The 1,576-nt window shown below is 43.3% G+C and carries 2 protein-coding genes; one reads left to right on the plus strand and one right to left on the minus strand.

The features are described from left to right. Window positions 1-228, minus strand: a 228-nt coding sequence (locus JQC92_RS23415) for a hypothetical protein (RefSeq protein WP_476739469.1), incomplete at its 3' end; no start/stop codon positions are given. A gap of 185 nt (window positions 229-413) precedes the next feature. Between JQC92_RS23415 and JQC92_RS22210 the strand changes: the two genes are divergently transcribed. Then, on the plus strand, window positions 414-1,460 hold the full coding sequence (locus JQC92_RS22210; RefSeq protein ID WP_205001704.1) for a Fic family protein: 1,047 nt from the start codon (window positions 414-416) through the stop codon (window positions 1,458-1,460). Window positions 1,461-1,576 lie beyond the last annotated feature (116 nt).

Below are 1,576 nucleotides of genomic sequence, written 5' to 3' on the forward strand. Positions count from 1 at the left end.
GATACCATCAAGGCTACAAGACAGATTTCTTGATAAATAAGCCGAATATATGACAGCAATGAACCCTGTTTTTTCAAAAACTAATGCCTTGTAAATAGGGGAGAGTCCATATATGGGTATATAGCCCACATTGACGTTATCACGCTGAAGTAGCTCTAACTCGAAGTCGATATCGGCAAGAATCGATGCCTTGTCGCTCGGGTTGCCTTTATCTGTAAGCAGGTTAATTGTGTTTTAAAGGTCGATATTGTCTCGGCCTAAGCGGTCTAGCCTACCCATACAGCGTTAGGTCGTTATCTTATGACATTGAGGCAATTAACCTGCACATTCAACTCAAGAGATGATGCAAATAATTTTATATTTGCCTCAAATCGTGATTAGAATAAAGTTACTATTTACCTCAGGAGTGACTTATGTGGATTTGGCAGCAATCTGATTGGCCTCATTTTCATTGGGATCATCAAGCAATCCATGGACTTTTGTGTGAGGTAAATTTTAATCAAGGCAAATTGCTCGGACAAATGGGGCAAGCGGATAAGCAAGTCACCCTTGATACCTTACTAACCAATATCCTTCACTCTAGTGCTATTGAAGGCGAGCAACTCAATGCTAGCTCAGTACGTTCCTCCTTGGCAGACAAGCTTGGCGTGCAAGAAGCAAAGCCTTATCCCACGTCTAAACAGACTGAAGGCTTGGCCGAGATGATGGTCGATGCCATTGATAACTGGGAACAACCTCTTACGCTTGAACGCCTATTGCACTGGCATTTATTGCTTTTCCCTGATGATCAAACCGCAATTAACCCTATAGCGGGTGGCATTTTGCGAGGCGATACGCCGATGCAAGTCGTATCCGGTCGACTAGACAGACCCACAATTCATTTTGAAGCGCTGCCAAGAGCGGGGCTTGAATCGCAGCTAGCTCAATTTATTGATTGGTTTAATGAGTCTCGATCTGACACAACACTTAACCCGCTGGTGCGCGCTGCTATTGCCCACTTATGGTTTGTGACCCTACATCCTTTGGATGATGGTAACGGGCGTATCACTCGCCTGCTCACCGATTTAGCACTGGCACAAGCGGAAAACCAATCGATTCGTCTGTATGCCATGTCGGTGAGTATTCTGGATAAGCGTAACGAGTATTACGACATCTTAGAAAACAGCCAAAAAGGCACGCTGGACATTACACTTTGGCTACGCTGGTTTTTAGAAACCTTGAATCAGGCTTTGCTGGATACATTAAAAGGGATTGAGCAAACGGTCGCTAAAACTCAATTTTGGCAACATGTCGATCAAACGGCTTTGAATCAAGAGCAAGTCAAGGTATTGAATCGCTTACTTGATGGTGATTTTGCAGAAGAAATAAGCAGCAGCCAATATCAAAAGGTTACCAAAGTGAGTCGAGCTACTGCGACTCGACATTTAACTCAATTAGTTGAATTGAGTTGTTTAACCTAAATAAATCAGTTACCCTCCACCCTAAATATCCAGTGGCTCGATCTAAGCTTGATTATCTGGCTCTTCCTTTGGAGTTTACTTAGGCTGATGACGTTATCGGTATTAGCCCTTTTTTC

The organism is Parashewanella hymeniacidonis (assembly GCF_016900895.1).
In the GTDB taxonomy this organism is placed as follows: domain Bacteria; phylum Pseudomonadota; class Gammaproteobacteria; order Enterobacterales; family Shewanellaceae; genus Parashewanella; species Parashewanella hymeniacidonis.

Bases quoted from the DNA above. Each gene is read 5' to 3' on its own strand.
- JQC92_RS22210 (WP_205001704.1), top strand. From the start codon at position 414: ATGTGGATTTGGCAGCAATCTGATTGGCCTCATTTTCATTGGGATCAT.